Origin of the sequence: Mariprofundus ferrinatatus (assembly GCF_002795825.1) — a bacterium.
GTDB lineage: Bacteria > Pseudomonadota > Zetaproteobacteria > Mariprofundales > Mariprofundaceae > Mariprofundus > Mariprofundus ferrinatatus.
Genome location: NZ_CP018800.1, coordinates 639,331 through 664,484 on the forward strand (window position 1 = coordinate 639,331; position 25,154 = coordinate 664,484).

23 protein-coding genes are annotated in these 25,154 nt (G+C 51.4%); 12 read left to right on the forward strand and 11 right to left on the reverse strand.

Features of this window, described 5'->3' with window-relative positions; translation table 11 throughout:
- Positions 1-2: 2 nt before the first annotated feature.
- Both Ga0123462_RS11315 and Ga0123462_RS03115 read right to left on the reverse strand, forming a co-directional pair.
- Positions 3-152, reverse strand: coding sequence for a hypothetical protein (locus tag Ga0123462_RS11315; protein WP_157821248.1), 150 nt, complete (start codon positions 150-152; stop codon positions 3-5).
- Positions 153-290: 138 nt separating this feature from the next.
- Positions 291-1,859: a Ppx/GppA phosphatase family protein gene (locus tag Ga0123462_RS03115; RefSeq protein WP_100264952.1), complete on the reverse strand. Its 1,569-nt coding sequence runs from the start codon at positions 1,857-1,859 to the stop codon at positions 291-293.
- Between the two features lie 169 nt (positions 1,860-2,028).
- Between Ga0123462_RS03115 and ppk2 (Ga0123462_RS03120) the strand changes: the two genes are divergently transcribed.
- From ppk2 (Ga0123462_RS03120) to Ga0123462_RS03160, 9 genes are all read left to right on the forward strand, one after another.
- Complete coding sequence (gene ppk2 / locus Ga0123462_RS03120) at positions 2,029-2,943, forward strand: polyphosphate kinase 2 (protein WP_100264953.1); 915 nt, start codon at positions 2,029-2,031, stop codon at positions 2,941-2,943.
- A gap of 223 nt (positions 2,944-3,166) precedes the next feature.
- Positions 3,167-4,021, forward strand: coding sequence for a polyphosphate kinase 2 (gene ppk2, locus Ga0123462_RS03125; protein WP_100266463.1), 855 nt, complete (start codon positions 3,167-3,169; stop codon positions 4,019-4,021).
- Between the two features lie 232 nt (positions 4,022-4,253).
- On the forward strand, positions 4,254-5,165 hold the full coding sequence (gene ppk2 / locus Ga0123462_RS03130) for a polyphosphate kinase 2 (RefSeq protein ID WP_100264954.1): 912 nt from the start codon (positions 4,254-4,256) through the stop codon (positions 5,163-5,165).
- A gap of 104 nt (positions 5,166-5,269) precedes the next feature.
- On the forward strand, positions 5,270-7,087 hold the full coding sequence (locus tag Ga0123462_RS03135) for a Na/Pi cotransporter family protein (RefSeq protein WP_198507381.1): 1,818 nt from the start codon (positions 5,270-5,272) through the stop codon (positions 7,085-7,087).
- An 18-nt stretch (positions 7,088-7,105) separates the two neighbouring features.
- A complete protein-coding gene (locus Ga0123462_RS03140) occupies positions 7,106-7,378 on the forward strand; it encodes a hypothetical protein (protein WP_100264955.1) in 273 nt (90 codons plus the stop codon).
- Positions 7,379-7,481: 103 nt separating this feature from the next.
- Positions 7,482-9,305 (forward strand): Na/Pi cotransporter family protein, encoded by a 1,824-nt coding sequence (locus Ga0123462_RS03145; RefSeq protein WP_100264956.1) that lies wholly within the window; start codon positions 7,482-7,484, stop codon positions 9,303-9,305.
- 121 nt (positions 9,306-9,426) lie between these two features.
- Positions 9,427-9,684 (forward strand): hypothetical protein, encoded by a 258-nt coding sequence (locus Ga0123462_RS03150; protein WP_100264957.1) that lies wholly within the window; start codon positions 9,427-9,429, stop codon positions 9,682-9,684.
- Between the two features lie 208 nt (positions 9,685-9,892).
- Positions 9,893-10,573, forward strand: a complete 681-nt coding sequence (locus Ga0123462_RS03155) for a TIGR00153 family protein (RefSeq protein WP_100264958.1) — start codon at positions 9,893-9,895, stop codon at positions 10,571-10,573.
- A 51-nt stretch (positions 10,574-10,624) separates the two neighbouring features.
- Positions 10,625-11,851 carry an inorganic phosphate transporter gene (locus Ga0123462_RS03160; RefSeq protein ID WP_100266465.1) on the forward strand — a complete coding sequence of 409 codons (1,227 nt, stop codon included), beginning with the start codon at positions 10,625-10,627 and terminating at the stop codon, positions 11,849-11,851.
- Between the two features lie 81 nt (positions 11,852-11,932).
- Here the strand turns inward: Ga0123462_RS03160 and phoU are convergent, their stop codons facing one another.
- The 7 genes from phoU to Ga0123462_RS03195 all read right to left on the reverse strand — a co-directional run bounded on the left by phoU (position 11,933) and on the right by Ga0123462_RS03195 (position 19,761).
- Entirely contained in the window at positions 11,933-12,643 is a 711-nt protein-coding gene (gene phoU / locus Ga0123462_RS03165) for a phosphate signaling complex protein PhoU (protein ID WP_100264959.1), read from the reverse strand.
- Between the two features lie 10 nt (positions 12,644-12,653).
- Positions 12,654-13,445 (reverse strand): phosphate ABC transporter ATP-binding protein PstB, encoded by a 792-nt coding sequence (gene pstB / locus Ga0123462_RS03170; protein ID WP_100264960.1) that lies wholly within the window; start codon positions 13,443-13,445, stop codon positions 12,654-12,656.
- A gap of 7 nt (positions 13,446-13,452) precedes the next feature.
- Positions 13,453-14,628 carry a phosphate ABC transporter permease PstA gene (gene pstA, locus Ga0123462_RS03175; protein WP_198507383.1) on the reverse strand — a complete coding sequence of 392 codons (1,176 nt, stop codon included), beginning with the start codon at positions 14,626-14,628 and terminating at the stop codon, positions 13,453-13,455.
- Positions 14,621-15,865 (reverse strand): phosphate ABC transporter permease subunit PstC, encoded by a 1,245-nt coding sequence (gene pstC, locus Ga0123462_RS03180; protein WP_100264961.1) that lies wholly within the window; start codon positions 15,863-15,865, stop codon positions 14,621-14,623. The genes pstA and pstC overlap by 8 nt, the downstream gene beginning before the upstream one ends.
- Positions 15,866-15,998: 133 nt before the next feature.
- On the reverse strand, positions 15,999-17,048 hold the full coding sequence (locus Ga0123462_RS03185; RefSeq protein ID WP_100264962.1) for a substrate-binding domain-containing protein: 1,050 nt from the start codon (positions 17,046-17,048) through the stop codon (positions 15,999-16,001).
- Between the two features lie 270 nt (positions 17,049-17,318).
- Positions 17,319-18,458: a hypothetical protein gene (locus tag Ga0123462_RS03190; RefSeq protein ID WP_100264963.1), complete on the reverse strand. Its 1,140-nt coding sequence runs from the start codon at positions 18,456-18,458 to the stop codon at positions 17,319-17,321.
- 172 nt (positions 18,459-18,630) lie between these two features.
- Positions 18,631-19,761, reverse strand: a complete 1,131-nt coding sequence (locus Ga0123462_RS03195; RefSeq protein ID WP_198507384.1) for a hypothetical protein — start codon at positions 19,759-19,761, stop codon at positions 18,631-18,633.
- A 188-nt stretch (positions 19,762-19,949) separates the two neighbouring features.
- Between Ga0123462_RS03195 and Ga0123462_RS03200 the strand changes: the two genes are divergently transcribed.
- From Ga0123462_RS03200 to Ga0123462_RS03210, 3 genes are all read left to right on the forward strand, one after another.
- The gene (locus tag Ga0123462_RS03200) at positions 19,950-20,462 is read left to right on the forward strand and encodes a Crp/Fnr family transcriptional regulator (protein ID WP_100264964.1); all 513 of its coding nucleotides are present in this window, start codon (positions 19,950-19,952) and stop codon (positions 20,460-20,462) included.
- Positions 20,462-21,217, forward strand: coding sequence for a response regulator (locus Ga0123462_RS03205; protein WP_100264965.1), 756 nt, complete (start codon positions 20,462-20,464; stop codon positions 21,215-21,217). Before Ga0123462_RS03200 ends, Ga0123462_RS03205 begins: the two co-directional genes overlap by 1 nt.
- A 62-nt stretch (positions 21,218-21,279) precedes the next feature.
- Positions 21,280-22,386 (forward strand): sensor histidine kinase, encoded by a 1,107-nt coding sequence (locus Ga0123462_RS03210; protein ID WP_198507385.1) that lies wholly within the window; start codon positions 21,280-21,282, stop codon positions 22,384-22,386.
- On the opposite strand, the gene Ga0123462_RS03215 is transcribed toward Ga0123462_RS03210, so the two are convergent.
- Together Ga0123462_RS03215 and Ga0123462_RS03220 are read right to left on the reverse strand one after the other, a co-directional pair.
- The gene (locus Ga0123462_RS03215; protein WP_100264967.1) at positions 22,387-23,796 is read right to left on the reverse strand and encodes a diguanylate cyclase; all 1,410 of its coding nucleotides are present in this window, start codon (positions 23,794-23,796) and stop codon (positions 22,387-22,389) included. It abuts the gene before it with no gap.
- 441 nt (positions 23,797-24,237) lie between these two features.
- Positions 24,238-25,119, reverse strand: coding sequence for a delta-class carbonic anhydrase (locus Ga0123462_RS03220; RefSeq protein WP_100264968.1), 882 nt, complete (start codon positions 25,117-25,119; stop codon positions 24,238-24,240).
- Positions 25,120-25,154 lie beyond the last annotated feature (35 nt).

Here is a 25,154-nt window from a genome sequence, read left to right on the forward strand (position 1 = left end):
CTTTATAGCTCCTCAAGCAGACGGTACGAAACAGACACGGTGTCACTTTCGCATGTATCCTTGGCGAGACAGTCGAAGTCTGAGAATGATTCATCTACCGGCATAAAACGCTTTATGATCTGACAGAGGTCAATTTCATATTCCTCATACATAGGCTCCTCCTTTATCCGGGAGATATGCTGGGGACGAATGTGTAATGGTGATGACATCTCTGTGGCAGGAGGGTGACAGCACTGCCAATGAATGTGAAAGAGCTGTCATTTGGCTGCTTTGTCGGGCAGGAGAATCTTTCAGCCTTGCGGCTGCAGAACCTCCTGAGCCAGATCGATATGCAGCTGAAGCCCGAATGCCTGTTCAAAATAGTCTGCCGTTTGTAATGCGGCCCAGCGTTCGAGCAGCATATCTCCTTTTCCTTCCATGTGCAGGGAGAGGGTCTCTTCCCCGATCTCCATCATCAGTGTGCTGATTCTGTTGCGACGTTCCTTGTTCAGCGCAATGGCCAGTCGAAGTATCGCACTGAGTTGCCACACCTTCAGCTGTGCGCTTTTGCTCAGTTCCGCGAAGCCGTTGTGCGTGTCTGAAGGGGCTGCCTTTCGCTGGTATCGAACCAGCTGAGTCAGCGTAGCCTTCTCGTTGTCGCTCAGCCCGAGAAGAGGGGCGACCGAGATCAGGTATGCGGCATGGTGGTGATGACCTCCGACGCGCACATACATGCCGATTTCATGGACAAGTGCTGCGATCTCCAAAAGCAGCCTGTCGCGGTGGTTCAGTGCATGCAGGTCACGGCTCTGATCAAAGAGTGTCAGTGCAAGATCTGCAACCTCTTTGGCATATTTGCGGTCGACATGGTATTTGCTTTTCAGGCTACGGGCCCAGGCAATCAGGTTGCGTCTCTGTGAATGGAATGTCTGGTCTTCTGAGTCGACCATATCGAGAACGATGCCATCAAGCAGGCTGGCATCGGGCATGACCATCTCTTTGGCGCCGGATAGAAGCATGATCTCGTGGAATACCATGGCTGCGGGCAGGATCACATCAGCGCGGTCCGGCCTTAATCCATAATCCCGAATGCGCTCCTCAAAGCTCAGCCTGGAGAGTTTTTTGATCAGCTTTTTCAGTTGTTTGCGGCTGATCGAGGTGGCTGATTCAGTGCTGAGTATCTGAAAAGCGAGCTCTCCGATGGCAGAAGCGTTGCCGCCGGTAGCCACACAGATATCGGCCTTACTGCGACCGATCTGTTCGCGGATTTTTTTGCGTGTGCCATCAAGGTATTCTGAGAGCAGTGTGTTGAAGTCGCCCTCCTGACCAAGCATCTCCAGCAGGCGAACTGTACCGATTTTAAAGCTCTGTGCCGAAATGGCCTCACCATCATCACAGAGGGTGACCTCAACGCTGCCGCCGCCCATATCAATAAGCACGGCAAGCTTGCTTGAGAGGTCAGCGCGCCGAGTGATGGAGTAGTGCACGAGGCGCGCCTCCTCCTCACCGCTGATCAGCTGCAGGTCGATATCGGTCTCTTCTCTGATCCGTTTGGCGAGCAGCTTGCCGTTTTTGGAATCACGCATGGCGCTCGTTGCCGTAGCACGGAACCTCTCTATATGGTGCTGGTCGAGAATTCGACGGAATTGACGGAATGCCTCAATGGCATCCTCCATCGTCTGTTCGCTGAAAACGCCACTGGTAAAGGCATCATGGCCGAGACGAACAGGTTCCCTGTAACGCTGAATCAGTGTAGCAGTGCCGCTTGAATCCTGCATGGCAATGCCCAGACGCATGGCATTGGAACCGACATCGATGGCGGCTACCAGAGCACTATGTTCGGGCAACTCATTGTCTGCTATGAGGTTAATAATCTCCATGAGCACATGCTGCCGTCATGGCAGGGAAATCGCCAAGGGATATTTTGGCTTTCCTGAATTCGATCTCCTCATGCGTGTCGCTTCCGCTGACTGTATGGAGGGTGTATCATCTAACCGATTTTTCGCGCTCTCTACGGTCGCGATTATTCCAGATGCAGGAGAGTGCATAATGAATGTTGAGATAAACGCTACTGTTTCCCATGAGTCAGAAGAGGGAACGGGCGTAGATACCCTGACCAGATGTTACGATGGCCTGGTGAAGGAAAACGGGCTTAGCGACAGTAAGGTTGAGAAGATCATTACCGAGTACCTTCAGGAGGAGGAACTCAAGCCGTATCAGGCAGAGCTGATCAACCTTCAGCGTTATCTCGAAGAGACCAAGCAGCGCATGATTATCCTCTTTGAGGGCAGGGATGCGGCAGGCAAGGGAGGTACGATTCGCAGGGTTACACGCTATATGAACGAAAAACATTATCGCGTAATCGCACTCGGTAAGCCGACCGAAGAGCAGCGCACGCAGTGGTTTTTCCAGAAGTATGTCTCGCAGTTTCCGCGTGGTGGCGAGATCGTCATGTTCGACCGCAGTTGGTATAACCGTGCCATGGTGGAGCCGGTATTCGGGTTCTGCAGCGAGCAGGAGTACAACAACTTTATGAAAGGTGTGGTCGGTTTCGAGAAGGATCTGGTTCGTCAGGGTACGATTCTGGTAAAGATCTACTTCAGTGTGACCAAGGAGATGCAGCAAAAGCGATTTGAGCGCCGAAAGGACGATCCTTTGCGCCAGTGGAAGCTATCCGAGGTGGATGTGCAGGCGCAGGCGCGCTGGGATGATTTCGACAAAGTGAAGTATGAGATGCTCAGAAACACCCACACCAGTGCCGCACCGTGGACGCTTATCCGCTCTGCAGATAAGCATCTGGCCAGATTGAACTCAATCAAGGTAATTCTCAATGCGGTCGATTATGAGAAGGTGAATCAGGATATCGATTACGTGCCCGATGACAGTATAGTGATTTCGGGAGCCCGTGAAATCGAACTGATGCAGAAGGCGCAGCTGCGCTCTAAAGGGAAGAAAAAAGAGTGATGGCAGGGGCCTGGGTATAAGGGCGGCTTTTTCACCCTTTTCCGGTTTAATCGAGATCCAGTCTCGTATAAAACATCGTTTCTGATATTCCAAAGAGGCTTGCTTTGTGTATAATGCTACCCCCCTTTGACGAGGCTATTTCATCATAAGTTACGGAGAATCAGGCATGAACACGACAGCACCACAGGAAGCTATCCAGAGTGAAGGATCACAGAAGGAGGCTATGTCGGGTTCACGATGTTTTGATGCGTTGGCCGATAAACACGCTCTGGATGATGAGAAAATCAAAAAGGTTCTGACCAAGTACCTTCAGGAGCAGGAGCTTAAGCCGTTCCAGGCTGAGTTGATCAACCTGCAGCGTTATCTCGAAGAGACCAGTCAGCGCATGATCATCCTCTTTGAGGGCAGGGATGCGGCAGGCAAGGGAGGCACGATCCGACGTGTCAGCCGCTACATGAATGAGAAACACTATCGCATTATTGCGCTTGGTAAGCCGACCGAGCATCAGCGTACACAGTGGTTTTTCCAGAAGTATGTTGAGCAGTTTCCGCGTGGCGGAGAGATCGCGATGTTTGATCGCAGCTGGTACAACAGGGCGATGGTTGAGCCGGTATTCGGTTTCTGCACGGATACCGAATATAAAAATTTCATGAAGGGCGTGGTTGGATTCGAGAAAGATCTGGTTCGCCAGGGTACGATCCTGGTGAAGATCTATTTCAGTGTAACCAAGGAGATGCAGCAGAAACGTTTTGAGCGCCGAAAGGATGATCCGCTGCGGCAGTGGAAGCTCTCCGAGGTGGATGTGCAGGCGCAGGAGCGCTGGGACGATTTTGATCATGTGAAGTATGAGATGCTCAGGCGCACCCATACCGCATCATCGCCCTGGACGGTGATTCGCTCTACCGATAAGCATCTGGCGCGGCTGAATGCGATCAGGGTGATTCTCAACGCGGTGGATTATGAGAAGGTGAACAGGGAACTCGATTATGTGCCTGATGATAATGTGGTGATTTCCGGTGCCCGTGAGATCGAACTGATGCAGAGAGATCGCCTGATTAAGGGTAAAAAGAGGGGTTGAAAAAAGCTCTTTGAACAAATCTTAGAGGGTGATTTTGGCCGCTCCTGCCTTATGTGGGGTGGGGGGTATTCATGGAAATCCCCATGAATACGGAGACCATGTGGGGATTGAGTTTAAGTATCGGCCAGTATTAATATGCATATTCCATTGTGTGCTCTTTTGTGTATAATGCCCTGTCGTTTTGGCGATGAGCTTATGCCAGACGGAAATTATCTGAAAGGAGTAGAAAGAAATGAATCGGTTGGCAAACCCTGAGGTCACCCTGGATGAGGGCCCGGAGGTCATGCCGCAAGAAAACCCACGAAGCTATGAGTCCCTCATAGAAGCGCATGGACTAAGCGACAGTAAAGTAGAAAGCATCATCACCAAATATCTGCAGGAGAAAGAGCTCAAGCCGTATCAGGCAGAGTTGATCAAGCTTCAGCAGCATCTCGACAGAACTAAGCAGCGCATGATTATCCTTTTTGAAGGACGCGATGCCGCAGCCAAGGGTGGCACCATTCGCCGTGTTACCCGTTATATGAATGAAAAACATTATCGCATCATTGCCATGGGCAAACCAACAGAAGAGCAGCGTAGCCAGTGGTTTTTCCAGAAATACATATCGCAGTTTCCTCATGGTGGTGAGGTGGTTCTTTTCGACCGCAGTTGGTACAACCGCGCCATGGTCGAACCCGTGTTCGGTTTCTGCAGCCCGGAAGAGTATAAGCAGTTCATGCGCGGCGTTGTCGGTTTTGAGAAAGAGATCGTCCGCCAGGGTACCATTCTGGTGAAGATCTATTTCAGTGTTACCAAGGATGCCCAGAAGGATCGTTTTGATCGACGTAAGAATGATCCTTTAAGGCAGTGGAAGCTTTCCGAGGTGGATATGCAAGCGCAGGAGCGCTGGGACGATTTCACCAAAACCAAATATGAGATGCTTAAGCGCACCCACACCTCATCCGCACCGTGGACGGTGATCCGATCAATGGATAAGCACAAATGCAGGCTCAATGCTATCAAGGCCATCCTCAATTCTGTGGATTATGATGATTACAGTGAGGAACTTGATTTTGTCCCGGATGACGGAGTGGTTATTTCCGGAGCAAGAGAGATTGAGTTGATGAACAAACAGCGGCTCAGGAGTGGAAAGTTTGTCGGCTGATGTGGCTGACAGGTCGCTCTTCTGGAATCGGGAAGGGAGCAACTTTCCTTCTCGATATTTATGACAGAGTTCCAATATTTATATTAAAAAGGAATAACTAATTCGTGAAAGGAAATCTGGGTAAAATCATATTGCCAACCATCCTTCTGGTTCTGGCTTACGGCTTCTGGATCAGTCCGGATTTCAAGGAGATTGCTGCCGGTGTGGCCATCTTCCTGTTTGGCATGTTGGCCCTTGAAGAGGGGTTTAAGGCCTTTACCGGCGGCGTTCTCGAGAAGGTGCTCAAACGCACCACCGACAAGCTGTGGAAGAGCCTGAGCTTCGGTGTGCTGTCAACAACGATTATGCAGTCCAGCTCGCTGGTCTCAGTCATTACGATCTCATTCCTGGGGGCGGGGCTGATCGGGCTTGCTCAGGGTATTGGCATTATCTTCGGCGCCAATCTCGGCACGACAACAGGCGCCTGGCTGGTGGCAGGTTTCGGTCTGAAAGTGAAGATATCGGCCTACGCAATGCCGATGCTGGTCTTTGGTGTTATTCTGATATTCCAGAAATCCCGTCAGTTGAAAGGTGTTGGCTATATTCTGGCAGGTCTCGGTTTCCTTTTCCTCGGCATCCATCATATGAAGGAGGGATTTGAAACCTTCAAATCCGCCATCGATTTGGCCGAATATGCAGTGGCCGGTTATCCCGGTCTCTTCCTGTTCACGCTGATCGGTATTTTTGCTACCGTGGTGATGCAGTCGAGCCATGCCACACTGGTACTGATTATTACCGCACTCGCAGCACAGCAGATCTCCTATGAGAATGCGCTGGCACTGGCGATCGGTGCCAATGTAGGCACCACGATCACCGCTATTCTCGGATCACTTAGCTCCAATGAGCAGGGCAAACGACTTGCCGGAGCGCATCTGATATTTAATGTGGTTACAGGGTTGATCGCGATCATCTTTATCCACCAGTTTCTGGCCGCAGTGGATTTTGTTAGTGAGTCCGTCGGGATTGGGGCGGATGATTACACCCTGAAGCTGGCCGTATTCCATACGCTGTTTAATCTGGTCGGTGTTATGGTGATGATTCCGCTCATCAATCATCTGGTGAATTTCCTTGAAAGGTTCATCAAGTCCGAGCCAGACAGCTACGCGCAGCCGAAATATCTCAATGATTCAGCTATCGAGTTCGGTGACACTGCAATTGAGGCGCTGCGGATGGAGACTGCCCGTATCTACGACAAAGCAACCAAGGTGATTGCCAAGGGGTTGTCTCTGGATAAGGCGAAGATTCTATCTGGCGAAAAGTTGAAACATGTGATTAGAGCACATGATAAGGTCGTCAGTTACGATATTGAGGATGTCTACGAGCACGAAATCAAGAGCCTCTGCAGTGCTGTGCTCGATTTCTCCAACAAGTTGAATGTCACAGAGCATCAGGCGAGGCGGGTCAGCCGTATCCGAATGGCCATCCAGTCGGTGCTGATTGCAATGAAGAACCTGAAACACCTGCAGAAAAATATGCTGAAGTATATCAATTCAGGGAATCCACATATCAGCGGTGAGTATAATCGTCTGCGGCAGCGAATTGCCAAGGCAATCCGGAGGCTGGAGAAGATCAGGAGTGATGAACATTCCAGTACCTCTATCCTTTCACTTGATGCTCTGAAGCTGACGCTTGAGAAGAATATGGGGCTGCTTCATGAGCGAATGGATGAATTGATTCGTGAAGGGCATATCTCAGCGGAGATGGCAATTTCACTGATGAATGACAGCCACTACAGCTATAGTATCATTCATAACCTGATCCAGGTGAACCACAACTGCCTGAAGTCGGAAGAGATTGATCAGTCTGATGCAGAGCACATGATTGCCCTGAACAGGGAGGAGATCAGCTCCGTGTTAGCAGATAACCAGAATAGTGCGGAATGAGTGAAAGCAGGAGCGACAATGGAATTTAATAAAGCATTGAAGAAGAAGTTGCTGAAGAAACTGAAGACCTATCTGAATGCCGAGGCTGATCAACTGCAGCAGGAAGATGAAGGACTCTCCAAGGTGCTGAAGAAGCTCAAGAAGAAAGAGAATCATCTCAAGGAGTTGATTGCTTCTGAAACTGATGCGGATGAGCGCGAGATGCTTGAACAGGAGCTTGATGTGGTTCATTCACAGCGTAAAAAGGGTATTACACTTCTCTCCACTGTGCGTGAAAGAAAGAACAGATAAATCAGCACGCTCGACTGTCTCTAGGTTTCGTGGAATACACATGGTGTCCGGATTTGCGGGCACCGTTTTTTTTACTGAGAATAATAGCTAAGGATATAAATATATGAGAAACACACTGCGGAAAGTGATCCTGCCTTCAATCATGCTGATTCTGGCTTACGGCTTCTGGATCAGTCCCGATTTTAAAGAGATCTCTGCGGGCGTAGCCATATTTCTGTTTGGCATGCTGGCACTTGAGGAGGGATTCCGGGCCTTCACAGGCGGTGTGCTTGAGAAGATACTCAAGAAAAGTACCAACAGGATGTGGAAGAGCCTGACGTTTGGTTTTACTGCAGCCACGGTGATGCAGTCGAGTTCGCTGGTCTCAGTGATTACGATCTCCTTTCTCAGTGTCGGACTGATCGGGCTCGTTGAGGGGCTTGGCATTGTGTTTGGTGCAAACGTGGGTACGACTACCGGCGCATGGCTGATTGCCGGCTTCGGCCTGAAGGTGAAGATATCGGCCTATGCCATGCCGATGCTGGTATTTGGTGTGATGCTTATTTTCCAGCGATCAAAGTCGTTGAAAGGAGCCGGGTATATTCTGGTTGGCCTGGGGTTCCTCTTCCTCGGCATCCACCATATGAAAGAGGGTTTTGAGGCCTTCCAGAACAGCATCGATCTGACAGCCTATGCGATGGACGGGATGGCAGGCATCCTGGTATTTACCCTGATTGGTATCGTTGCCACGATCATTATGCAGTCCAGCCATGCGACACTGGTGCTGATTATCACTGCCCTTTCGGTCAATCAGCTTACCTATGAAAATGCGCTGGCGCTGGCGATCGGCGCCAATGTTGGCACGACCATTACAGCCGTACTTGGCGCCCTTTCGTCAAATGTTGAAGGCAAACGACTTGCATTGGCCGATGTGATTTTCAAGGTGGCTGCAGGTGTTGTGTTTATTATACTGATGCAACCGATTATCGGCATTGTTGATGCGATCGCTTCTGCGATTGGTCTGGCGGATAACGACTACACGCTGAAACTGGCAATTTTTCACACCATTTTTAATGTGGCTGGCGTCATCATCATGGTGCCGCTGATCGGGCGACTGGTACAGCTGGTGAACACGATTTTCAAATCGGAGCCGGATCAGCACGCTCAACCAAAATACCTTAATGAGTCATCAATGGAGTTTGGTGATACAGCGCTTGAGGCGTTGCGAATGGAGACAGCCAGGATCTATGACAAGGCAACTGACATTATCGCCAAGGGGCTTTCACTGGAGAAGGATGATGTATTCTCCAGTACCAAGCTGAAAACAGTTATCAGGGAACATGATAAGGCCGTAGATTTTGATATTGATGATGTCTATGAGCATGAGATCAGGTACCTTTGTGGAGCCATTCTGGATTATACCAACGGCCTCTCTTTTGATGCTGAAACATCGAGGCAGATTTCACGTATTCGCAAGGCCAATCAGTCGATACTGATCGCCTTGAAAGATGTGAAACATCTGCAGAAGAATATGTTGCAGTATATCGCTTCAGACAATCCTGCTATCGCAGGTGAGTACAATCGCCTTCGACAGCGTATTGCAAAAGTTCTGCGCCGGCTCGAGAGGATTCGGAACCAGGATCTATCGAGTGCATCCATCCTTTCACTTGATGCACTGAAGCTGACACTGGAAAAAAATGCCGGGCTGTTACATCAGCGGCTTGATGAGCTGATTCGTGAAGGTGATGTTTCAGCAGAGATGGCGGTCTCGCTGATGACGGATAGCAACTACACCTACAGTATCATCCATAACCTGATTGAGGTGAACCATAACTATCTGAAATCCGAAGAGAGTTCGCACAATGCAGCAGAGCATATGATTGCTTTGAATCGAGATGAAATTAACTCCGTACTGTCCGGAAACCGCAGTGGAGATGAAAGAGAGTAGGTAATATTGCTGTTTCATTTTTTGCGTCACATAAATGTCATAATTGACTGTTAATATCCTCTTCCCACCTATAGTGGTCGACTCGTTCAGGCTGGAGATTGACCATAGAGAGGAGTTCAGGATGAAGTTGAAAAAACTGTTGAAGCAACTCGAGTCACTTTTTGATGCCGATAGGGAGCGACTGCAGGAGAAGGAGAAAGGACTGGTCCGGGTTCTGAAGAACCTTGAAGAGAGGGAGCGTAAGCTTGAAGTTAAGATCAGTGCTGAGATCGATGACGAGGAGCGAGAACTGCTTGGTCAGGAGTTAAGCATCGTACAATTGCAACGACAAAAAGGAGCCCTGCTCCTCACCAGGATCAGAGAAGGGAATAAGCAGTGATTTGATCCGGCAACAGAGTAAATTTTGAGTGAAAGCGTCCGTAATTCCGGGCGCTTTTTTTGTGCCATAATCAAGATGCGATGGAAGTGAGGATTCATGTCACATATGTCATGCCCATGCCTTAAATGTCACATGAATGTCATAAATGAAATGTATAATGCAACGGTTTTTACGGAACAGGCCATGAGGCCAATTATTGGGAGTGAATATGGTTAGAAGAAGTCCGATTTCAAATATGTTTGCCGGCTCTCCGGTGAAACCGCTGCAGGAGCATATCAGCAAAGTTCACGAGGCTGTCAAAAAGCTTGAGCCTTTCTTTAAGGCTGTGATTGATAAAGATTACGATCAGGTCGCCGTTCTGGAGCGTGAGATTCACAGAATTGAGGTTGATGCGGATACCCTGAAGCATGAGCTGCGTATCAATCTGCCCAATTCTCTTTTTATGCCGATGCCGCGTGAGCGCATTCTGGACATTGTGACCCATCAGGATCATCTCGCTAATAGGGTCAAGGAAGTAACCAGCATGGTGAATGGCCGCAAGATGCAGGTTCCCGATGAGATAGCAGAGCTTCTGACGCAGTTTGTGCTTGTGAATATAGCGGCCTCCCGTCAGGCGAAAAGGATCGTCAATGAACTTGATGAACTGGTGGAGGTCGGTTTCCGTGGCCGCGAGGTGACCAGTGTTGAGGAGATGATCGATGAGCTGCATAAAATCGAATATGAGGCTGATAAAATTGGTACTCAGATCAATAATGCACTGTTTGTGATTGAGAAGAGTATGGATCCTGTTGATGCTGTTTTCCTGTACCGCATGGTCCGGGAACTTGGCGCTGTGGCAGATTCTGCGCAGCGTGTTGGTGCTCGACTCGAACTGTTGCTGGCACGATAAGGGGAGAAAATCGTGGATATTCTTGTTGCAAATTCAACTTTATTAATTGGCATGGCCGTGGTATTCGGCCTATTCATGGCCTGGGGTATTGGTGCGAATGATGTTGCCAATGCCATGGGAACATCGGTCGGCTCTGGTGCACTGACCTTCAAACAGGCAGTGATTATTGCTGCAATCTTTGAGTGTGCCGGTGCTGTTCTTGCGGGTGGTGAGGTTACCAAAACCATCCGTAAGGGAATTGTAGATGTTTCTTCACTGGGAACTACGCCTGAGCTTCTGGTTTACGGTATGCTGGCATCCCTGCTTGCTGCCGGAATCTGGTTGCTGGTTGCAACCCGCATGGGCTGGCCGGTTTCCACCACGCACTCTATTGTCGGTGCCATCGTCGGTTTTGGTGCCGTCGGTATCGGTATGGAAGCGGTTATGTGGGGCAAGGTAGGTACCATTGCACTGAGCTGGGTGACCTCACCACTGATGGCTGGTGTGATCGCCTTTGCTCTGTTCAGGAGTCTTCAGAAACTGATTATCGATACCGAGGATCCGCTTGCCAATGCGAAGAAGTATGTGCCTTACTACATCTTCCTTGTTGGCTTCACCATTGCTATGGTGACGATGCTCAAGGGTCTCAAGCATGTCGGTGTGAAACTGCCATTCGAGCAGGACCTTATCTATGCCGGACTCGTCGGAGTCATCGTTGCGCTGATCGGTACGGTGATGATCAAGCGTCTCAAGTTCACTGCCAAGGCTGATAAGAAGTTCCACTTTGCCAATATGGAGAAGATCTTCGGTGTATTGATGATCTTTACAGCCATTGCGATGGCCTTCGCACACGGCTCCAACGATGTAGCCAACGCGATCGGTCCGGTAGCAGCTGTTGTGGGGATCGTAAGTAGCGCTGGTGAAATTGCATCCAAGTCGGCTACACCTGTATGGATTCTGCTGCTTGGTGGTGCTGGTATCGTCATAGGCGTTGCAACCTACGGTCACAAAGTGATTGCAACAGTCGGGTCGGGCATCAGTGAGTTGACTCCAAGTCGCGGTTTTGCCGCTACACTTGCTGCTGCGGCTACGGTTGTTGTGGCTTCAGGTACAGGCATGCCGATCTCCACCACGCATACACTGGTAGGTGCCGTGATCGGTGTTGGTCTTGCCCGTGGTATCGGTGCACTGAATGTCGGTGTGATCCAGACGATTTTCCTGTCATGGATCATAACGCTTCCGGCAGGTGCGCTCCTGTCGATTCTGTTTTTCTTCTTCTTCAAAGGCGCATTTAGCTAAGAAGGGAAGTGAATATGATGAAAAAAAGCAGGGGCCTATGCCCCTGCTTTTTTATTTGCAACTGCGGTCAGAAAGCGCCGGTCACACACCTTCATTCAGCCGGCCACTGACAATGGCGGCGGCGGTTTCATGATCGACATGACGAATGTCATGACCTTTAATCATGTAGATTACCATCTCGGCAATGTTGACTGCGTGGTCACCAATACGCTCAAGGTTTCTGGCAATGTTGGTGGAGAGCAGCCCTGCTGTGATCTGGCGCGGATCCTCCATCATGTAGGTCAGGTATTCGCGCTGCATCGATTTGAATTCAGCATCAATCTTTTTATCTTTTTCAATGCAGGCTAAAGCTTCTACCAGATCGCGTCTGGCAAAGGCGTCCAGAGCATCATTTACCTGCTGAAGAACATGATCCGCGAGTGACTCAAGTGAAGATATCTGGATAACCGGATGCTCTTCGGTCTGCAGCATGTACTCTGCAATTCCCTCTGCTAAATCTCCCATACGCTCCAGATCGGTAACCACCTTGATGGTCGTCATGATCAGACGAAGGTCACTGGCAGCAGGCTGGCGCAGGGCAAGCATGGTCCTCGTCATCTCATCAATCTCGACCTCGAGCGCATTGATGGCATGGTCGCGTTCAATCACCTTATGGGCGCGTTTGGCGTCATGTTTTACCAGCGAGTTGATGGAGCGTCGTGTGGCCTTCTCGACCAGTCCGCCCATGGCCAGAATCTTGTTTTTCAGCTCGTTCAGTTCGTCTTCAAATCTTTTATTGGTATGCTCTTTCATGATCAGTTCCTTATCCGAATCGTCCGGTAATATAATCTTCGGTCTGCTGGTTGGTCGGTGAGGTGAAGATGGTATGGGTGTCACCATACTCGACCAGATTACCAAGGTAGAAGTAGGCCGTATAGTCGGAGACGCGTGCGGCCTGCTGCATGTTGTGGGTGACGATTACAATCGTGTATTCGTCTTTAAGCTCATCGATCAGCTCCTCGATCTTGGCCGTTGCGATCGGATCGAGGGCGGAGCAGGGCTCATCCATGAGGATCACATCGGGCTGCACTGCGATGGTGCGGGCGATACAGAGGCGCTGCTGCTGTCCGCCTGAGAGGGCGGTGCCGGGCTGCTGCAGTTTATCCTTCACCTCATCCCAAATGCTGGCACGACGAAGGGCACTCTCTACCAGTGCATCCATCTCCTCTCCATCCTTGACCATACCGTGGATGCGTGGCGCATAAGCGATGTTTTCATAGATACTTTTTGGGAAGGGGTTGGGCTTCTGGAAGACCATGCCGACATGGGTACGCAGATGCACCACGTCGATGGCCGGATCATAGATATCCTGACCCTCGAGCAAGATTTCTCCCTCGACTCTGCAGTCGGGAATACGATCATTCATACGGTTGATGCAACGAAGAAAGGTTGATTTTCCGCAGCCGGAGGGGCCGATAAATGAGGTCACCTTACCTTTCGGGATATCGAGATCGATGCCGTGCAGCGCCTCAAAATCACCATACCATAGTTTCAGGTTTCGGACAGTCAGCTTGTTCTCCGGTCTGACCGGTTTTTTCGGGTTGAATGCGTTCATGATTTCCTCACCAGGTTCGTTCTGAACGGCGCCTGAGCAGAACTGCCAGTGCGTTCAGAGAGAGTAGTACGGTCAACAGCACCATAATGCCGGCTGCAGTGCGCTCTTCGAATGCGCGCAGTGATTCGCCTGACCATGTATAGATCTGAGCAGGCAGTACCGTGGTCGCCTGCATAATCGATTCGGCTGTATCGGGGATGTAGGCCATCATGCCGACAATCAGCAGCGGCGCTGTTTCGCCCATCGCCTGCGCCAGGCCGATAATCGAGCCGGTTAATATGCCGGGCATGGCCAGCGGCAGCACATGATGCAGTACCGTCTGCAGGCGCGAAGCCCCCAGCCCGTAAGCCGCTTCACGAATGGTCTCCGGAACAGCCCTGAGGGCGGCGCGGGTGGCAATGATAATCACCGGCAGCGTCATCAGTGCCAGTGTCAAGCCACCGACGAGCGCAGAAGATCGGGGTACGCCCATGAAATTGATAAAGATCGCAAGCCCCAGCAGTCCGTAAAGGATCGATGGAATGGCCGCCAGATTGTTAATATTGACCTCGATCAGCCGGGTGAAGCGGTTGTCGGTGGCAAACTCCTCGAGATAGATTGCCGTCATCACCCCCACAGGTACTGCCAGCAGCATGGTCAGAATCAATACCAGTACCGAACCGACTGCCGCAGCAAGAATGCCTGCATTTTCGGGAAGTTTTGAGTCTCCGGTGGTGAAGAAACCGCTGTTAAATCCAAGGCGCAGCAGTCCGTTCTGTTTCAGTTCATCTGCAAAGCGCTGATCTTTCTCCTTTAAGCGGTGCCCCTCGTTGCCTTTGAGATACTGGTCAACGCGACCGTCGGCGAGAACCCAGATCTTCTGTTTTTGTCCGATCAGTTCAGGGTTGTTTTGCAGCGTCAGCGGGATGGTTCTCAGCCAGGCGCGGCTGACCACCGATTTGTATTCGCGTGGTATCGCTTTATTGTAGTTGCTTGCCGCTGCCTGACTGTATTCGACCTCAACCAGTACCTCGGCCTGCTCGAAAGCGGGCAGCCCTTTGCTGATAATATCGACAAAGAAGAAGAGCAGGAATGCAAGTGCGAGCACCAATGCGCCGAGGCCATAGAGGCGGAAACGCTTATCGGCACGTTCGCGTTTTCGTTTGCGAGAGATCTGTATGTCGGTGAGCTGCATCTTATTCATACCTCTGCTTGAATTTTCTGACGACAATCGAGGAGACAATGTTCAGTGCCAGCGTGATGATCAGCAGGACAAGTCCCAGCGCGAAGGCTGAGAGGGTGAATGCCGAGTCGAACTCCTGGTCGCCTGTGAGTGCCTCAACGATCTTCACCGTTACCGTGGTCATCCCCTCAAGAGGATTGAGTGTCAGGTTAGGCCTGAGGCCTGCCGCCATCACCACGATCATGGTCTCTCCGACCGCGCGAGATACCGCCAGAAGAAAGGCCGATACGATGCCAGGCATCGCCGCCGGAAGTACAATGTGGCGAATGGTTTCCGCCTTGGTGGTGCCAAGTGCGAGGGAACCGTCGCGCAAGCTTTGCGGCACAGCCCGAATCACATCATCGGAGAGCGACGACATAAACGGGATAATCATAATTCCCATGATCAGGCCCGGGGTCAGTGCGTTGGTGAAATCTGCCTGAAGGCCGACGGCTTCAGCGGCTTTGACGATAAGCGGGCTGACGGTAATAGCGGCAAAGAAGCCGTAAACAACTGTGGGGATGCCGGCCAGAATCTCAAGCATTGGTTTGAGCCTGTTGCGCATCGCATCTGATGCATATTCAGACATATAGATGGCGGCAAAAAGGCCGATCGGTACGGCAACAAACATGGCGATAGCGGTGATCATGAAAGTGCCGGCAAAGATCGGAACTGAACCGAATTCAGGAGGTGCTACGCCTGCGGTATCGCGCCCTGCGCCGATCAGGAATGCGGTGTCGGGCTGCCAGGTGGTGCCGGTAACGAAGTCCCAGAATGAGATGACCTGAAAGAAGCGAACCGATTCAAAGATGACCGAGAGAACAATACCGATGGTGGTCAATACCGAGATGGTGGCTGAGAGCAGGAGCATCAGGCTCATCATCTTCTCTACCCGCTGACGAGCCCGGAATTCAGGTTTGATCTGTTTCAGGGCAATGGCGAATCCGCCCACGCCAACAGCAAAGGCTGTGGCCAGAAGCATTGGCCCCGGGACGCTGATCAGGCCGATAATATGCGAGATGCTGAAGATCAGACCCACGGCCATGGCCGGAAGTGCAAGCCCAATAACGCCGTGCATGCCGTAGTAGCCGGGACGCGAATGCAGTCGTGCACCAAGCTTCTCTGCTGCAACGGCCCGGTTGCGGCTGATGATATAGGCCATGGCAGCCAGGGGCAGCAGGCCGGCGGCAAACCAGAAGAAGATGTCTGCAGTAGTCATAGATGTTGGCTCCATTGAGTTTCGCGGGGCTTCAGTTGCATGGAAACAGGAACCGGAAAAACCGATCCCTGTTTCGAAATAACTGAAAAGGATCTGATCCGGTCGGAAGTGCCCGACCGGATCAGATGATTTATTACTTCTTCAGCGTGTCAGCGGTCATGCGTACCAGGTTTTTTACGTTGTTGCGGTAGGTCTCGCGCATCGCTTCAGGCAGTGGAATCAGGCCGATCTCAGAGAGCATTCCATCATCACCGATCATCTTTTCACTCATGAACAGGTTGGCGTAATCCATCATGCCATCGGCATGTTTCTGATTGGCGTGCTTGATGTAGAAGTAGAGCGAACGGGAGAGCTTGTAGGAGCCGTCCTGAACGGTCTCAGGTGCCGGTGCAATGCCTTCGATGGTAGCTGCGCCGATGCGGTCTGCATTTTCCACCAGATAGCTGTAGCCGAAGATGCCCAACGCCTCGGTATCCTTGGTCAGCTTCTGCACGATCAGGTTGTCATTCTCACCTGATGGAACATAGACGCCATCCTGACGGATCCCGTGGTACTTCTTGTACTTCTTGTTCTTGACCTTGTCTGCCTTGTAGAGGTTGGTGTAAACATCCATCTTTTTGCAGACCCCTTTAAGGATCATATCCTCGAAAGCGTCACGGGTGCCGGAAGAGGTTGGTGGACCATACACGGTGATCTTACGGTGTGGGAATTTAGGGTTGATCTCATCCCAGTAGTGGTATGGGTTGGCAATAAGAGCGTTGCCCTCCTTGTTTGGAACCTCGGCAGCTACAGCCAGCATCATCTCTTTGCGGGTGATGTTGAATGCCGGTGCGCTCTTGGACTGTGCAATGGCCAGGCCATCGTAACCGATAACGGCTTCAGTGATATACTTGACGCCGTTCTCCTGACAGGTGGTGTACTCTTTATCCTTCATGCGACGTGATGCGTTGGTGAAGTCGGGGGTGTCGGAACCGTTGCCGGCGCAGAAGAGTTTCATGCCGCCGCCGGAGCCGGTGGACTCGACAACCGGGGTTTTCAGGTTGGTGGTGGCACCCAGCTCTTCAGCTACGTAGCTGGAGAAGGGATAAACCGTGGATGAGCCGACGATATGGATCTGTTCGCCGGCCTGTGCTGCAGTGGCGCCGAGCAGGAACGCTGCGGTGGCCAAGATCATTTTTTTCATTGTAATAATATGCTCCTGTTCTTGATAGAGGTCTGTACTGCTTGAAATCTGAAGAGATGCTTCAGCCTTTCGGTTTCTGATTACGAGGCAAAGGCTGGGGTTCATATATGTCAGATGTGTGACAACGGGGAGCCGATGGCTGGGTGACACGAAAGCGACACAAATGTCACGCATATGTCATAATGCATTGTAACTACTTATTTTGTTTGTATAAAAAGGCCGGGCAGATGCCCGGCCTTCTCCGTTTGCACTGACTTTCGAGGATTGTTATTACAGTTTGATCTCGGAGTAGAGACCGTAACGGGTGTCCTTGTCAGTGACGGTGATGTTGCCGCCACGGTTCTTCAGCTTGGTTGAATCACCGACGAGTGCAAAGGTCACGTTCTTGATCGGGCTGTACTCCACGCCTACCACATAACGGTCTACCTTCTCCTTGGTTGCATTGGCAATGCCGCCGCTGGTGAACTGGTTCTTCAGGTTCTCGAAGCGACCGAAGACGCCGAACTGGTCAAACTTGGCCCAGCCCCACAGTGCATAACCGGTGGATTTCACCTCATCACTGTTCACAGCAGTCTTGAAAGAGGCACTTGCGTTACCGCCATGGGTGGTAGAGACGCCTGCGCCTTCCGCCTTATCCTTGTTGATCAGGTAGTTGCCGCCAATGCGGAATGTCTTGGTGCCGTAGGAGAGCATCGCCTGGGTCAGGCTGGACTTGACGGCAGCCGGGGCTACGCCGGTAACCGAGGTTTTGGAGCCGTGGTAGCCAGTCAGGTACTGCAGGTCGAAATCAAGACCCTTGATCGGGTGAATACCGATACGGCCGCTGTAGTCGGCACCGGCGGTGCGGGCACCGTTACCATAGCCTGAGCCGTTGGTGGCGGTCACGAAGTAGTCAACCATGCCGTCAGCAACCTTACCCTTCAGGCCAAGGCCGAGGTCGGCGGAGGTGTCGAACTTGTACTGGTCGGACATCACCTTGGCGACGTAGCGGTGTTTCCAGAGGCCCTGCTCATAGTCGATCCACGGGGTGTGCGACTGGCCGAGGCGCAGTACGGCAGCCTTGCCGGCCAGCTTGCCCTCTACATAGGCGTACTTGAGGTAAACGTTCTGCTGCTTGCTCAGGGTGCTTTCATGGCCGATATCGGTAGTCAGACGCATCATCCAGTCGTTGTTGAAGTAGTACTTGGCAGTGAAGTAGGCGCGGTCTACGGCGAGGCCTGCGGTCTTGGTTTTAACGCTGTTGCCGGCAGTCACGCGGTCATCTGTCTGGTGGAAAGTGTTCAGATAGAACAGTGCTTCGAGTTTCAGTTTGCTTTCGCCGTCGTCGTATACATTCACACCGCCAGCGATAGCTGGAGTTGCGAAAGCTACCATTGCAGCTGCTGCAATTGTCTTCATTGATGCTTTCAATTTAATCTCCTGTTTGTTAAGTCCCGAATGATTGGGTTGCGGCGCAAACTAGGAGGGGTATGTGACAAATCTGTGGCACGAAGGGGGCTTGCAGCCCCTGTCATAGAATTGTCATAAACAAAAAAAAGGCCCGCGATAATGCGGGCCTTTCAAGTTCCGGGTTACGGATGGGTTACAGCGACACCTCGGAGTAGAGACCGTAACGGAAATCCTTACGGGTGTTGGCAGTTACACCGCCGCGGTTGGTCAGCTTGTTGGCATCAGCTACAAGCGCAAACTTCACACCCTTGATCTCGGTGTACTCAATACCAGCCATGTAACGGGTCATCTTCTCTTTGCCGCCGGCATTGAGCTTGATGTTCATGTTCTCGTAACGACCGAAAACACCGAAGTTAGCAGGCAGGTTGACCCAGCCCCACAGACCGTAGGCGTTGCTCTTCACTTGGTCACCACTAACCAGGGTGTTGAAGGCGTAAGCGCTGCTGACTGCACCGCCATGGCTGATGGTGGCAGTTGTTGTGCCGACTGCCTTGTCCTTGTTGATAATATAGTTGCCTCCGATGCGGAAGTCGCTGGTGCCATAAGAGAGCATCGCCTGCATCAGGCTGGTCTTGATGCCTTTAGTGGTTGGAGAGACACGCGTGGCGCGACGGCCGTCACGGAACTGGAAGTCCATGGTCAGCCCTTTAACAGGATAGAGGCCAATGCGGGCATTCAGGTCGAGGTGAGCGGTACGCTTGGCATCTGCATAGCCTGAACCGTTGGTTTCGGTGACGAAGTACTGAATCAGGCCGTCAGCCAGGGTGCCCTTCAGGCCGAGGCCGAGATCGAAGGAGTCATCGAACTTGTAGCGGTCGGTCATCACCTGAGAGACGTAGCGGTGTTTCCACAGGCCCTGCTCGTAGTCGATCCACGGGGTGTGGGACTGGCCGACACGCAGCACGACTGCATCGTCAACCAGTTTTCCTTCAACGTAGGCAGCCTTCAGGAATACGTTCTGCTTCTTGCCGCCAAGGCTCTGGTCGTTACCAGCATCAAGCGTAATGCGCATCATCCAGTCATCGTTAAAGAAGTACTTGGCGGTGAAGTAGGCGCGGTCAACAGCCATACCAATACTTTTAGTTGTTGTGGTACCTGCTGCAGTAGTCGTATCAGCTTTCTGATGGTAGGTGTTCAGGTACATAAGAGCTTCCAGCTTCAGCTTGCTCTCGCCTTCCTCGGCAACGGTAACTCCGCCGGCAAAGGCAGGAGTTGCAGCGGCAATCATTGCTGCTGCTGTAATCGTTTTAATAGTTGCTTTCAATGTTTTCTCCTGTGCAAATGTGCATCAATGTGATCCCCCCCTTGCGGAGTTGGGCGGCATCCTAATTGCCTTATATGACATATCAATGACATATAAGTCATTTATGACACTTTTTTCATGTCACGACCCTGTCACAAAGGATTTTCATATTGTGCCTCACTAAACGATAACAAAGAGAGGACGTGTGAATGAGCACACTTCAATTAAACCATGCCTTTGAGGCATCGATTATTTCAAATTCTCAATATCGCCGGTTTCACGATCTGTCGGTCTGTAGTAAAATGAGCGAAGAGGATCGTATTGACCTCTTCGCCTGCTTCGACAGTTGCAGCTTCTCAGCAGGTACGACCATTTATGAGGCAGATAGCCCCTCCAGTCAGCTGATGTATCTGATTACCAAGGGTAAGGCATCGGCATCGTTGTCCGGCAACAAGGTCTATTCACAGCTGAAAGAGGGGGATACGTTCGGCCTTTTCTCTTTCCTGGACCAGGGGCGCAGCCACGCTTCCACGGTAACTGCCATTACCGACCTTGAAGTGCTCCGGATAGGGCGTGAGCAGTTCGATGTGATTACCCTCGAGGAACCGGAACTGGGCAACAGGATGCTACATTTCATGTTTCACCTGCTCTCCGATAAGGCACTCAGATTCGAGCATGAATATGCCACCATGCATGAATATGTAACGGCAGGGCGATACTGATGCTTGAGGTTGATGAGCACTCCTTTCAGTATCACGAGTTGATGGCTGATAAAGAGACATATAAAGCAGGGGCCGATATCCTGATTGTTGAGGATGATGAGTCGATTGCTCGACTGATGAACCTGCATCTGCAGGCAGCCGGATTCTCCACCTATAGCTGCTCAGATGGCAGCAGTGCACTGGATTGCATTCGTGATGGCAAATGGCGGTTGGTGGTTCTCGACCGTATGTTGCCTGGCGTAAGTGGCATGAAAGTGCTGCGTAAGATCAGGAAATCCGCAACCAATGCCACGATTCCGGTATTGATGGTAACTGCCCTCAGCCAGCCATCGGAGCGTGTGCATGGCCTGAATGAAGGGGCGGATGACTATCTTGCCAAGCCATTTGAGCCTGCCGAACTTATTGCCCGCGCCAAGGCGCTGTTGCGGCGCAACCGCTTTGTTGAGACAGGAAGTGTACGTAACAACCCGATTCAGCTTGATCCTGATACGCATGCGATGTTTGAAGGAGATCAGCGCATTGAACTGCGTCCGATGGAGTACAAACTGCTGAAAATCCTGATGGATAAACCCGGTAAAACCCGCAGCCGGGAATACCTTCTCGACCATGTCTGGGGACGGGATGTTTTTGTTGAGGCCAGAACAGTGGATGTAACAGTGAAGCGGTTACGCAAGGCTTTGAAACAGATCGGCAGAAAAAAATGCATTGAAACTGTGCGCAGCATGGGTTATCGCTTTATCTCTCCCGCCGAATGATTGCAGGACTTATCCTACTGATTATCGGAATAATTGCGGTCTGGGTTGTCTCAGCGCAACGAATGCGCAGTGAACTGGATGAATACAAGGCCGAGGTGGCTGCTTTAAAGGAGACCTCCGGAGGGTTACACGCATCTCTGATTGATCGCGGCAGGCGTCTTGATGTTCTCCTCGCATCGGTCAGTGAAGCGGTATTGCGTGTTGATTCCCTCGGCCGCGTGCTCTCGGCAAACCACAGGGCAACTGAACTGTTCAGAATAGACAGGGGGCCGGAGCTTCCACAGTCGATGCTCGTGTTTATACGCGATCCGGACTGGTACCGGGCATTTTCAAAAGCGTTGAAAGAGCAGCAGAATGAGATGCCGCTACCCGATATCGAAGCAGGCAACCGGGTTCTTGCACCAAGGCTCGCCTTTCTGGGTAGGGATCAGGCCTTGCTGCTTTGCATGGATGTGACAGAAAGGAACAGGCAGGAGAAACAGCAGCGACAGTTTCTCTCAAACCTGAAGCACGATCTGAAAACGCCGCTCACTTCGCTGCTTGGTTATGCACGCAGTCTTGAAAGCTTCGGGCATGATGCCGAGTTCAGGATGGAGGCATCCAAAGTGATTGCCGATGAGGCGAAGTATGTGAATCAGCTTCTCGACTCCCTGCTGACACTGGATCAGATCGAATTTGCGCACCGTCACGATATGATCGCTTCAGATCCGATAGCTGTATTCCACAGGGTAAAGGATCTGCTCGCACCGCGTTTGCTGGCCAGACAGCTTTCAGTTGAACTGAGTGCAGATGAAGCGATGAGGCCGGTACTGATTGCCGAGCACGATTTCGAAAGGGTGCTGATCAATGTCATGGAGAATGCCCAGCGCTACTCCCCGGAAGGGAGCGTAATCCGTATCGAGATGTCGATGCTCGGAGAGAATGTTGTAATTTCGGTTGTGGATCAGGGCCCGGGCATTCCGGAAAAGGATATTCATCGGGTCACTGAACGTTTTTACCGGGTAGATCAGGCTCGAAGGCGATTGAAAGATGGAGGGCACGGGCTGGGATTGGCAATCGTCAAGGAGATGCTGGAGGTGCATGATGGCAAGCTGGAGCTGGCCAATATCGCTCCTCAAGGTCTCTCCGTGAAGATCACTCTGCCAACAGAGCCTGATAATGTGGAGTAGTCAGAGGGCGTTATAAACCCTGTTGCGCCCCTCCTCTTTGGCCTTGTACATCGCATCATCCACCTTGATCAGCATCTGATCAATCTCCTCCTGAAGCGTGGTGTATACACCGATGCTGACTGTGTAAGAGATCGTTTTATCTCCAGCTGTAACGCATTGGCACGATTCCATGCTGTTTCGGATACGCTCTGCAATGACGGCCGCATCATTGTTTTCCGTATTCGGCATGACCACCAGAAACTCCTCGCCTCCATAACGCACGAGCATGTCGTAACTACGGGTTTCATGCAGCATATGCTCAACCATCTGTTGCAGTACCTTATCGCCAATCGAGTGGCCGTAATGATCGTTAATCTCTTTAAAATGATCGATATCCACCATAAGGATACTGGTGGGCGAATTCTCACGATTGGCGCGGGCGATGATTTTTGGCATTTCGAGAAGGAAGTGCTGGCGGTTGTTGGCTCCAGTCAAAGGGTCGGTACGCCGTGAAAGATCCAGCTCTTCTGCCTTTTCACGTAGTGCCATCTGCTGGCGCTGGATGCGCTTTCTGGTTTCCGATAGTGAACGGCCAAGGATGCCGATCTCATCATCCAGTTTATTGGGGAGAAGCTCCTCACTTTCGATCTCCAGACCTTTGGTGAATTCGATGATTTTTTTCATCGGGTTGGAAACAATGTGTCTTACCGTAAATGTCAGGCTGAAAGCGATAAGAATGTAGATGCCCAGAATGTAGCCTGCAAGGCGTATCTGTTGTTGTTCAATATGGGCCAGATAACTCTGTATCGGAATCTCAACGCTGATGCCACCACGTACGTCGCCGACCTTATGGCCCTGGAACCCATGACAGGCCAGGCAACTCTCCTCGGTCTTCAACGGGGCCATGTATCGGAAGAAGGGGGCGCTTCCGTTCTTGTATAATTTATGTGCCTCTGAATCCCCAGCCTCAAAGGATTTCAGTGCCATCCGTTCGAATTCATCCGGGGCATTATCTGGGTTGATCGGCGTGAGACTGGTAAGGTGATAGATGATGCCGTGTTCCGATCTGGAGAGTTCTGAAATTTCGCGTGCCATCCATGCCGGGTTTTTCAGGATCAGTTTGCGCCCCTTGCTATCTGTGATCTCCGGCTCAATGACAGGTCCTTTGCCCGATGAGGGGCCCGTTTTGTAGAGGTGGGGGTTGGCCTCCATTCCTGGCCTCTTGAATACATATACACCGCCCTGTCGGGCATTCCAGTGGCGGGCTATCTGCAACTGCTTGAAGAAACCTTCGGCCTCATGGTGGAGCATCTCATTGACATGCTGTTGCTCATATTTGTTCGCCAGAAAAAATACCAGCGCTGCAGCGATAGCCAGCACAATCAGAATCACAAGGTTGACCTTGGTGACGATGGAAAAGCCTTTTATCATGCTATTAGTTTAGCACAGCAGAAGTGGTTTTGCCCTGTGTTTGGAAGCAGGTGGCGGCAAAGAAAACACCCCTTAATGGATGGGGTGGTGACCGATTCAGGGATCGGCCGCAGATGAGATAACGCGCCGTTCTGGGTGAGAAATAAAGAGGCGGTTACAGGGAGGCTACGAGGACCATTGCCCCGGCAAGCGCAACTTCCAGGATCAGTGTCGACATATTGTTGTTATCATTGATCAGGTGGTTGAACTCTTTTTCAAATTCTTTGAATTGCATATCAGCCTCCTAGGCCAATCAGACAATCAATATACAGTAACCGAGTAAAAAGGTCAAGTAATATCATTGTGGTTAAAATGCATTCAACGGCGATGGGTATGCAAAGAAAAAGCCGCCTCCCGAAGGAGGCGGCTTTAATATCCAGCCTGATATCAGCGAATCAGATCTTACTTGATTGCAGAGAGCAGATCCGGGTTCTGTACCAGGTTGCGAACACCGTGTGCATGGTCTTCATTGAAAACGTTGCCTTTGCACCATTTGCCAACGGAGTCGATGTTAACCTTGGCTACCTGAGGGCGAACGCTCCAGGAAACCTGGTAAGGTGAACCCTTCTCGTTGTAGCCAGGGCCGGTGGTTGAGCCGGTGTACTGAACAGGAGTACCGGTGTTGCTTGGGATGCCGGTAGCCTGTGCGCCTTTACCCTTGCCTGAAATGGCAGTCAGCTTGCCGAAGTCGGCAGCCTTTTTATCGTTAACCAGTACGTAAACCTGAGTTTCAACACGCAGCTGCGGGTTGCCGATAGATTCGCTCAGGCATGAACCCAGTGTTGGCCCGGGGGTGATATCTGCAGTCGAGTGCACGTAGTGAACCTCGATGGTATCGCCCGGGTAGAGGCTGCCGTGTGCGCTGGGGCAGATCTCATGACTAACAGGAGCCAGTTCAGCTTCGCTCAGCTGGCCGTTGTACTTGAAGCCGCTCAGGTAACCGTGGCCATCGCCGTTGCCAGCGTAAGTGGTGAACTCGCCACCCTTGTGCTCAGCATTCTTGTGGAAATGGATGTTGCACAGGTTCATCGCAGTGTGCGCAGGTGCAGCGCTGAAAACGCGGGCATTGTTGCCTGCAGCTGAGTCGATATCACGTGGTGACTGTGGACCGAAACCTGCGCCTTTGGTATTTTTGGCAAGTGCCGCGCGCTGAGCAGCGATTACATCGTCGCCAACCGGAGCGTGAGCCTCTGTTTTACCATGGCTGTCGTGGCCATGATCACTGGCGAAAGCCGGAGATGCCAGCATGAAGCCGGCAGCCATTGCAAGTGCAATGTGTTTCATAATTGTTTCCTCCCGAAATAAATAAATCGGCTGAA

Coding starts and splice junctions, on each gene's coding strand:
- Ga0123462_RS03145 (WP_100264956.1), top strand. CDS start 7,482: ATGAGAAACACACTGCGGAAAGTGATCCTGCCTTCAATCATGCTGATT.
- pstB (WP_100264960.1), bottom strand. CDS start 13,445: ATGAACGCATTCAACCCGAAAAAACCGGTCAGACCGGAGAACAAGCTG.
- Ga0123462_RS03215 (WP_100264967.1), bottom strand. CDS start 23,796: ATGATAAAAGGCTTTTCCATCGTCACCAAGGTCAACCTTGTGATTCTG.
- pstA (WP_198507383.1), bottom strand. CDS start 14,628: ATGAATAAGATGCAGCTCACCGACATACAGATCTCTCGCAAACGAAAA.
- ppk2 (WP_100266463.1), top strand. CDS start 3,167: ATGTCGGGTTCACGATGTTTTGATGCGTTGGCCGATAAACACGCTCTG.
- ppk2 (WP_100264954.1), top strand. CDS start 4,254: ATGAATCGGTTGGCAAACCCTGAGGTCACCCTGGATGAGGGCCCGGAG.
- Ga0123462_RS03220 (WP_100264968.1), bottom strand. CDS start 25,119: ATGAAACACATTGCACTTGCAATGGCTGCCGGCTTCATGCTGGCATCT.
- Ga0123462_RS11315 (WP_157821248.1), bottom strand. CDS start 152: ATGTATGAGGAATATGAAATTGACCTCTGTCAGATCATAAAGCGTTTT.
- pstC (WP_100264961.1), bottom strand. CDS start 15,865: ATGACTACTGCAGACATCTTCTTCTGGTTTGCCGCCGGCCTGCTGCCC.
- Ga0123462_RS03155 (WP_100264958.1), top strand. CDS start 9,893: ATGGTTAGAAGAAGTCCGATTTCAAATATGTTTGCCGGCTCTCCGGTG.
- Ga0123462_RS03185 (WP_100264962.1), bottom strand. CDS start 17,048: ATGAAAAAAATGATCTTGGCCACCGCAGCGTTCCTGCTCGGCGCCACT.
- ppk2 (WP_100264953.1), top strand. CDS start 2,029: ATGAATGTTGAGATAAACGCTACTGTTTCCCATGAGTCAGAAGAGGGA.
- phoU (WP_100264959.1), bottom strand. CDS start 12,643: ATGAAAGAGCATACCAATAAAAGATTTGAAGACGAACTGAACGAGCTG.
- Ga0123462_RS03140 (WP_100264955.1), top strand. CDS start 7,106: ATGGAATTTAATAAAGCATTGAAGAAGAAGTTGCTGAAGAAACTGAAG.
- Ga0123462_RS03150 (WP_100264957.1), top strand. CDS start 9,427: ATGAAGTTGAAAAAACTGTTGAAGCAACTCGAGTCACTTTTTGATGCC.
- Ga0123462_RS03200 (WP_100264964.1), top strand. CDS start 19,950: ATGAGCACACTTCAATTAAACCATGCCTTTGAGGCATCGATTATTTCA.
- Ga0123462_RS03210 (WP_198507385.1), top strand. CDS start 21,280: ATGCGCAGTGAACTGGATGAATACAAGGCCGAGGTGGCTGCTTTAAAG.
- Ga0123462_RS03205 (WP_100264965.1), top strand. CDS start 20,462: ATGCTTGAGGTTGATGAGCACTCCTTTCAGTATCACGAGTTGATGGCT.
- Ga0123462_RS03160 (WP_100266465.1), top strand. CDS start 10,625: ATGGCCGTGGTATTCGGCCTATTCATGGCCTGGGGTATTGGTGCGAAT.
- Ga0123462_RS03115 (WP_100264952.1), bottom strand. CDS start 1,859: ATGGAGATTATTAACCTCATAGCAGACAATGAGTTGCCCGAACATAGT.